Annotated in this window: 5 protein-coding genes and 3 pseudogenes; 3 read left to right on the forward strand and 5 right to left on the reverse strand. The window is 69.2% G+C overall.

The window, feature by feature from the left end:
- Positions 1-10 precede the first annotated feature (10 nt).
- Genes meaB through NQU54_RS44350 form a run of 3 tightly spaced genes read right to left on the reverse strand, consistent with a single transcriptional unit; the run spans position 11 to position 2,815 of the window.
- On the reverse strand, positions 11-949 hold the full coding sequence (gene meaB / locus NQU54_RS44340; protein ID WP_257635974.1) for a methylmalonyl Co-A mutase-associated GTPase MeaB: 939 nt from the start codon (positions 947-949) through the stop codon (positions 11-13).
- Positions 946-2,388, reverse strand: a complete 1,443-nt coding sequence (locus NQU54_RS44345; protein WP_257635975.1) for a phenylacetate--CoA ligase family protein — start codon at positions 2,386-2,388, stop codon at positions 946-948. Before NQU54_RS44345 ends, meaB begins: the two co-directional genes overlap by 4 nt.
- Before the next feature lie 4 nt (positions 2,389-2,392).
- Positions 2,393-2,815 (reverse strand): cobalamin B12-binding domain-containing protein, encoded by a 423-nt coding sequence (locus NQU54_RS44350; protein WP_257635976.1) that lies wholly within the window; start codon positions 2,813-2,815, stop codon positions 2,393-2,395.
- A gap of 232 nt (positions 2,816-3,047) precedes the next feature.
- Between NQU54_RS44350 and NQU54_RS44355 the strand changes: the two genes are divergently transcribed.
- Complete coding sequence (locus NQU54_RS44355; protein ID WP_257635977.1) at positions 3,048-3,788, forward strand: FadR/GntR family transcriptional regulator; 741 nt, start codon at positions 3,048-3,050, stop codon at positions 3,786-3,788.
- A 288-nt stretch (positions 3,789-4,076) separates the two neighbouring features.
- A pseudogene (locus NQU54_RS44360) lies at positions 4,077-4,994 on the forward strand (MFS transporter); the annotation flags it as partial.
- Between the two features lie 46 nt (positions 4,995-5,040).
- On the opposite strand, the pseudogene NQU54_RS50415 reads toward NQU54_RS44360, so the two are convergent.
- Positions 5,041-5,208, reverse strand: a pseudogene (locus NQU54_RS50415) (phosphopantetheine-binding protein); the annotation flags it as partial.
- A gap of 136 nt (positions 5,209-5,344) precedes the next feature.
- On the opposite strand from NQU54_RS50415, the pseudogene NQU54_RS44370 reads away from it, so the two are divergent.
- Positions 5,345-6,443: pseudogene (locus NQU54_RS44370) on the forward strand (integrase core domain-containing protein).
- On the opposite strand, the gene NQU54_RS44375 reads toward NQU54_RS44370, so the two are convergent.
- On the reverse strand, positions 6,333-7,445 hold a 1,113-nt coding region (locus tag NQU54_RS44375), incomplete at its 5' end, for a hypothetical protein (protein WP_257635981.1). The pseudogene NQU54_RS44370 and the gene NQU54_RS44375 overlap by 111 nt on opposite strands.

The raw sequence follows: 7,445 nt of genomic DNA on the forward strand, positions 1-7,445 counted from the left end.
ATCGTTGTTCTCACAGCTGTTCCAGCAGTCGCCGGGCGGCCGCCGCCGGGTCGTCGCGCTTCCCCGCGACCTCGTCCACGGCCGCGTCGAAGGCGGGGCTGCCGGGGCGCAGCCGACCGCGTACCAGCTCCTCGGCCGCCCACCGGATCCGGGTGGCGGCGGCCCTCCGGGCACGCCGCTCGCGCTCGCCGTTGCCGGCCATCCACGTCATGTGCTCGTCGAAGCGCTCGATGAGATCGGGGACGCCCTCGCCGCTGTGCGCGACGGTTTGTTCGACGGGTACGTTCCACTGGCCGGGGCGGCGCCGGCTCAACCTGAGCATCTCGCGCAGCTCCGAGACGGTTCGGTGGGCGCCCTCCCGGTCGGCTTTGTTGACCACATGGACATCGGCGATCTCCAGCAATCCCGCTTTGATGGCCTGCACCCCGTCGCCGAGGCCGGGCACGCTCACCACCGCCACCGACTGCGCACCGCTGACGACATCCACCTCCGCCTGACCCACCCCGACCGTCTCCAGAACGACGACGTCCCGGCCGGCGGCGTCCAGCACCGTCACCGCGTCCAGTGCCACCCGTGCGAGGCCGCCGAGCGCTCCCCGGGTGGCGAAGGAGCGGATGAAGACACCGCGGTCTCCGGCCAGTTCGGACATCCGGATGCGGTCGCCGAGGATGGCGCCTCCGGTGAACACGCTCGACGGGTCGACGGCGATGATCCCGACCGTGCGCCCCGCTCTGCGGTACTCCGCCGCCATCGCGGCCACCAGAGTGCTCTTGCCACTGCCGGGCGGGCCCGTGACACCGATGACATGGGCTCGGCCGGCCGCGCGGTGCAGTTCGGCCACGACCTCGTCGCAGCCGGGGGCACGCCGCTCCACCAGCGTCAAGGCCCTGGCCAGCGCCCCCTGTTCGCCGCGCAACACGCGTTCGGCCAGCGGCGCCGTCGCCGTCACGGGATGCTCCCCGGAGGCGGGTCGGTGACCATGCGTTGCAGCAGCTCACGGTTGTCGATGACCCGGCGGGCCTTGAACCCCGTACGGTCGAAGGTGTGTTGTCGCACCGGGACCACCCGCGCGCCCACGCCCAGCACGGTGCGCAGTCGGCCCGAGATCCGCTCGACCCAGCCGGGCAGCGACTCCTCGGGCTGGCGCGGGTCGTATTCGACCTGCACCACCAGGGTGTCCATCGCCGACTCCCGGCTGATGACGATGCGGTGCTCGCCGCCGTAGCCGGGGGCCGCCATGACGACCTCGTCGATGGCGCTGGGATGTACGTTCTCGCCACGGACCGTGAACATGTCGTCGATCCGGCCGTAGATGCCGCGCGGTAGGAACGGGTAAGTGCGTCCGCGCTCCGCCGAGGGTGCCTCCCAGCGGGTGAGGTCGTTCGAGAGCAGCCGGATCATCGGCTGGCTGGTGCGCTCCAGCGTCGTGTAGACCGGGGTGCCCTCGGCGCCGTAGGGCAGCCGCTGATGGCTGACCGGGTCGCACACCTCGGTGTAGACGAGATCCTGCCAGCACAGCACGCCCGGCTCATCGGCCGCCGCACCGAGGTTCATCCACGGCGCGGCCTCCGCCATGCTGCCGGAGTCATAGACCCCCACCTGGAACGTCTCGGTGATCCGGGAGCGAATGGTGGGGATGCTCGCGCCCGGCTCACCGGAGAAGACCATCGCGCGCAAGCCCAGCGAGGCCGGGGCGATCCCCTCCTCCTCGGCCACCTCGGCCAGGTGCAGGGCGTAGGAGGGGGTGCCGTAGAGGACGGTGACGCCCATCTGCTTGATCCAGCGCACGGTTCGTGCCGTCTGTCCCGGGGCGCCGGCGCCGAAGGGGAAGACCCGGGCGCCCAGCCGCTCAGCGCCGATGTAGGCGCCCCACGAACCCCAGTAGAGGCTGAGCGGGGAGGCCACCAGCACGGTGTCGGACGAGCGGATACCCATCGCCCACATCACTCGGGCGTGCGCGTTGGCGACGCTGCGCCAGTCGCGCTCGCTGATGCCGAACGCGGTGGGACGACCGGTGGTACCGGAGGTTCCGTTGATGTGCTTGACCTCGTCCGGCGGCACGCAGAGGTAACTGCCGAAGGGCTCGTGGGCGGCCTGGTCAGCGCGCAGTTCCTCCTTGCGCACCACGGGGACCTTCTCGAAGTCGGCGAGGGTGCGGATGGCGGAGGGATGGATGCCGGCCTCGTCCCACTTGCGGCGGTAGAAGGGGGCGTTGTCCCAGGCATACGCCATGATCTGCCGGATGCGGGCGAGGATCAGCTCCTCGCGTTGTTCGGCGGGCATGGTCTCGCGGCGCGGAAGCCAGTGCGTCTGGCCTTCCGGGGGGCGATAGGTCTCGTCATAGCGCGGCGGCCAGGTCCACTGCTCCATGGAAGTGTCCGCGGTCATCGGCTCACCTCCCGGCCAGGGAGCGGATCTCGGCGACGATCGACTCAGGAGTGGAGTCCTGGCCGAGCACCGCGCCCACCCCCATCTGCTTCAGTTCCGTCTCGTCCTCGTCCGGCATCACACCGCCGGCCACGATGGCGAACCGGTGCGGCTCGTCGAGCTGGGCCAGCAAGTCGAAGAGCCGCGTGAAGATGGGCATGTGGGCCCCGGACAGGAGGCTGATGCCGAGGATGTCCACGTCCTCCTGCACCGCCGCCTCGACGACCTGCTCCGGTCTGCGGTGCAGGCCGGTGTAGACGACCTCCATGCCGGCGTCGCGCAACGTGCGCGCGACCACCTTCACACCCCGGTCATGGCCGTCCAGACCGATCTTCGCGAGCATCACCCGGATCGGCTCGGCAACCGTCTCTTCTTGCACTGCCGTCATCACCACGCTCCCCTGGAGAAGGCGGTCCTTCCTCTATGTGGTAGGACCATAGGGCTGGCTGACCTCATGGACAATGGTCCGTCACCGGCTTTCTCTCACCGACATCACGCACAAAACGATCGACATGCACCACGCACCCCGCCCGACGCCGCCGGCCTCCCACTGGCCGCGCCCCGTGACAGCGGTGTTAGCGTGGTCGGACCACAGGAACGATGAACCGAAGAGGACGGGTGTGAGCGCGGACCCGGAGTGGCGGACCGTCAGGCGCGTCCGAACGCACGAGCAGGTGCTGATCCAGATCCAGGAGAGGATCCTCAACGGACAGCTACGGATCGGCGACCGACTGCCCAGCGAGCGTGAGCTCGTCCAGGTACTGGGCGTCAGCCGGAACAGCGTGCGCGAGGCACTGCGGGTGCTGGAAGCGATGGGAATCATCGACGCCCACACCGGGTCGGGCCGGGACGCGGGCTCCACGGTCGCCGGCCGGTCCACCGACGCGCTGAGCAACCTGCTGCGGTTGCACATGGCACTGGCACAGTTCCGCCTGGGAGACCTGGTCGACGTACGCATCGAACTCGAGCGGCTGGCGGTGCGCCAGGCATCGGCCGAGGCCGACCCCGCGGAGTTGACGCAGCTCCGCTCCCTCACCGAGGCAATGACACGGCCCGGACTGGACCACGAACGCTTCCATGAATTGGACAGCGAGTTCCACATCCGGCTCGCCCGCGCATCACACAACGCCCTCGCCGCCGACCTCATGCAGGCGCTCCGTGACGCGGTGAAGAACGAAATGCTGGCCGCCTTCGCCCGAGTACACGACTGGGACGCCGCCGTCGCCTCCCTGACCGCGGAACACCTCGCCATCCTCACCGCGGTCGAGGCGGGCCAGGGCGACGAGGCCGAGACGCTCGTCGCCCGGCACATCCGTGCCTTCTACGATTCGGTGGGCGGCGAGTCGCCGTCGAGCGACTGATGTCGCGGCCCTGCTTGGGTTCCTCCTCGGGAACGTGACCGTCACGGGCACTCACCCGACCGGTGGCCCGAGCACATGGATTTCTTCGCCGTGGCGCTGATGTGCTCTTCCGGGGCCGCCTGGGGTTCTCCCCAAGGAGCCGGGTGACCGGGCTGCCGTCATGTCCAGTTCAGGACGGTGGGGATGGACGGCCCCGCGGTGCCACGTCACGCTTGGGCGAATGCGTGATCCGGAGAGCGGTGGGGACAGCGGGATACCGAGGTCCAGCAGGGCGCCGAGCGACCTACGCGGCCGGCGATGAGCGAGAGCCTCGCCTCGTCGGCCGTCGCGCGACCGCTGTGGCGCAACCGGGACTTCATGCTGCTGTGGAGCGGCCAGGTCGTCTCGACCGTGGGCATGCGGGTCACGACGCTCGCCTACCCGCTCCTGGTGCTTGCGCTGACGGGCTCGCCGTTCCAGGCGGGGCTCGTGGGGTTCGCCCAGACCTTGCCGTTCCTGGTGCTCTACCTGCCCGCGGGGGCACTGGTCGACCGCTGGGACCGCAGGCACGTGATGCTGGCGGCCGACGGTGTCCGGGCGGTGCTGCTCGGTCTCGTCGTACTGGCGCTCGCGGTCGACAGGCTGAGTGTGGCGGCCCTGTTGGCGGTCGTCTTCGTGGACGGCGCGTGCTTCGTGTTCTTCCAGCTCGCGGAGTCCGCCGCACTGCCGCACATCGTCCCGCGGCACCAACTGCCCACCGCGGTCGCCCAGAACCAGGCCCGCGAACTCGGCGCCGACCTGGCGGGACGCCCGCTGGGCGGCGCCCTGTTCGCCGCCGGCCACATCCTGCCGTTCGTCGCGGACCTGCTGTCCTACGTGCTCGGCTTCCTGGCCATGCTCTTCGTACGGCCCGGCCTTCAAAACCGGAGCGACGTCGACCACCGGCGGCGGGGACTGCTCGCCGACATCTCCGAGGGGCTGGTGTGGCTGTGGCACCAGCGTCTGATGCGGGCCCTGGTGGCCCTGACCGGTGCCGTGAACCTCGTTCTGTCCGCGCTCACCCTCGTCATGATCGTGCGGGCCCAGGAGCTCGGTGCCTCGCCCTCGCTGATCGGGGTGATGCCGGCGCTGCCCGGCGGGACCGCGATCGCCGGTGCCTTCGCCGCTCCGTGGCTGCACCGTCGTCTGCGGCCGCGGACCGTGGTGATCGGGTCACTGTGGCTGTGATCGTCGGATGCTCGAAGAGCCCGCGGACGGTGAGCGGGAAGCCACGTTCATCCCTGACCCGGTTGGTGATCCGCACGGCCAGCAGCGAGTGACCGCCGAGATCGAGGAAGTCATCGTGGACACCGACCTCGTCGAGGCCGAGTACATCGGCCCAGATGTCCGAGAGGGCGGCCTCCGCACCGCTGCGGGGCGCGTTGGACGGTGCGGTGGCCACCTCCGCGACGTTGCCCTTGCCGGAAACCTCATCCGTCCTGGTGGGAGCCGGTGCATCGGCCTTCCCGAAATCTAGCCGCGGTCGTTTGAGTTGGCGCTCTCGCGCAGCTGCCGTCAGCGCGTCATGATGATCGATCGTGCTGCTGCGACTGGCTTACCTGGGTGTGACGAACGCGTTCGCGATGCTTCGCCTGCTGCCAATGACCGACCGGGACAAGGACGCGGAGATCCTCGCCCTGCGCCACCAGATCACCGTGCTGGAACGCCAACTCGGCAAGGACAAGATCCGGTTCACGCCCAGCGATCGGGCGTACCTGGCGGCGCTGCTGCACCGGCTGCCACTGCACGTCCTACGAAGACTACGGCTACTCGTACGCCCCGACACGGTACTGCGTTGGCACCGCAGCCTCGTCGCACGCCACCATGCCGTCTCCTGCCAGCCCAAACGCCCGGGACGGCCGCGCACCGTGCGTTCGATCCGCATTCTGGTGCTGCGGCTGGCGAAGGAGAACCCGAGCTGGGGGTACCGACGCCTGCACGGCGAGCTGCTTGTGCTGGGGGTGAACGTGGGCGCGTCTCCACCGTCTGGGAGATCCTGAAGGAGGCCGACATCGACCCAGCACCCGAGCGGAACTCCAGTACCTGGGCCAGCTTCCTTCGCGGCCAGGCTGATGCCCTGCTGGCCTGCGACTTCATGGAAACAGTCACCCTGTCGGGGGACGGATGTACGTACTCGTGGTGATCGAACACGACAGCCGCCGGACCCGGATCCTGGGCGCCACCGCGCATCCGAGCGCCTCCTGGGTAGCGCAAGCGGCGAAGCACCTCGTCATGGACCTCGAAGACCTCGGCTGCCGGGCACGGTTCATGATCCGGGACAGGGACGGGAAGTTCCCCGAACTGTTCGATGCCGTCCTCAACGACGCGGGGATCGACGTCGTGCTCAGCGGCATCCAGATGCCAAGGACGAACTCGATCGCTGAAAGGTGGATACAGACCTGTCGCCCCGAGCTCCTGGACCGGACGTTGATCTGGAACCAGCGACATCTCCTCCACACCCTGCGCGAGTTCGAGCAGTTCTACAACGGACACCGACCACACCAAGGCATCGCCAACGCCAGACCGCTACACCCCTTGCCCCCACCGATCGACGACCCGGATACATAAGCCCGCCTCAACATACGTCGACACGATCGCCTCGGCGGCATCCTCCACGAGTACCGGAATGCAGCTTGACCTGCACGGATGAGGTTTCCGGCAAGGGCAGAGCTGACTGATCCGAGTCCGGCTACGGGCCGGTCGGCCGCCGTGGTCGTCGAGTTCACGCAGCCGGCTTTGCACCCGCGCCAGATCCCTGGAGGCCCCCGAGCCCAGATAGGCCCCGGCCGCGCGCCTGAGCAGGTCCACCGCCTGGCCGCGTTCGGCGACACGCTCCGAACGCACCCGGCTCGCGTCCTCCAGAGCGGACGCGCGGGCCCACGGATCCAAGTGCCGCTCAGACACAGCCTCCAGGGCATCCGCATCACGTGCGTACAGCCCGGAGGCATGCTCGGCCGACGCTCGGACGCTGCGGAAACTGCGGTTCATCACGGCGAGCCGGTGCATGACGCCGACGACGCGCCCGGCGAGATCGTCATCGCCGAGTCGCTGTCCGGCCCTGACCAGCCAGGGGGCCGCGGCCGGCTGAGACACCAACAACTCACGGATGAGCATGTCATGACGGAGAACGCCCTTCAGGAGATGAGCCACGCTCTCCACTCCGTCACGAGCCTCCAGAGCCTGGGCAGCCGCCCAGACACACTGTCCCGGGATGAGGTTCTCCTGCCCGAGCAGCGCCGCGTCCCGCAGGTGGTTGGCATACAGCAATCCGGTCGTCAGGTCCGAGGCGCGGATAGAGCACACGGCCATGGCCACGTGTCCCCGCGGCAAGAGCCCACGGTTCCCAGTCTGAGCCGCCAGCCGCAGTCCCGCGTCAGCAGCCGCCACCGCCCTGGTGAGCTGGCCCCCGGCCAGGGAGATCTCCGCCTCGCAGATCAGCAGTGCGGCCTGCACCTCCGGCCGGTGCGGTCCCTGGACATAGGACTGCTCGCCGGCGAGCAACCGTGCGGCGGACCGGAGGCCGCGGACGCGTGTCAGCAGCGTCGCATACCAGATGCTCGCCTCAAACGACGGGTCACGGCCGGGGAACTCATACGAATCCCGTTTCGAAGCGGCGGCGGCTAGCCCCATGCTCCTGCT

It is taken from the genome of Streptomyces malaysiensis subsp. samsunensis, assembly GCF_024519315.1.
GTDB lineage: Bacteria > Actinomycetota > Actinomycetes > Streptomycetales > Streptomycetaceae > Streptomyces > Streptomyces malaysiensis.

Bases quoted from the DNA above. Each gene is read 5' to 3' on its own strand.
- NQU54_RS44345 (WP_257635975.1), bottom strand. From the start codon at position 2,388: ATGACCGCGGACACTTCCATGGAGCAGTGGACCTGGCCGCCGCGCTAT.
- NQU54_RS44350 (WP_257635976.1), bottom strand. From the start codon at position 2,815: ATGACGGCAGTGCAAGAAGAGACGGTTGCCGAGCCGATCCGGGTGATG.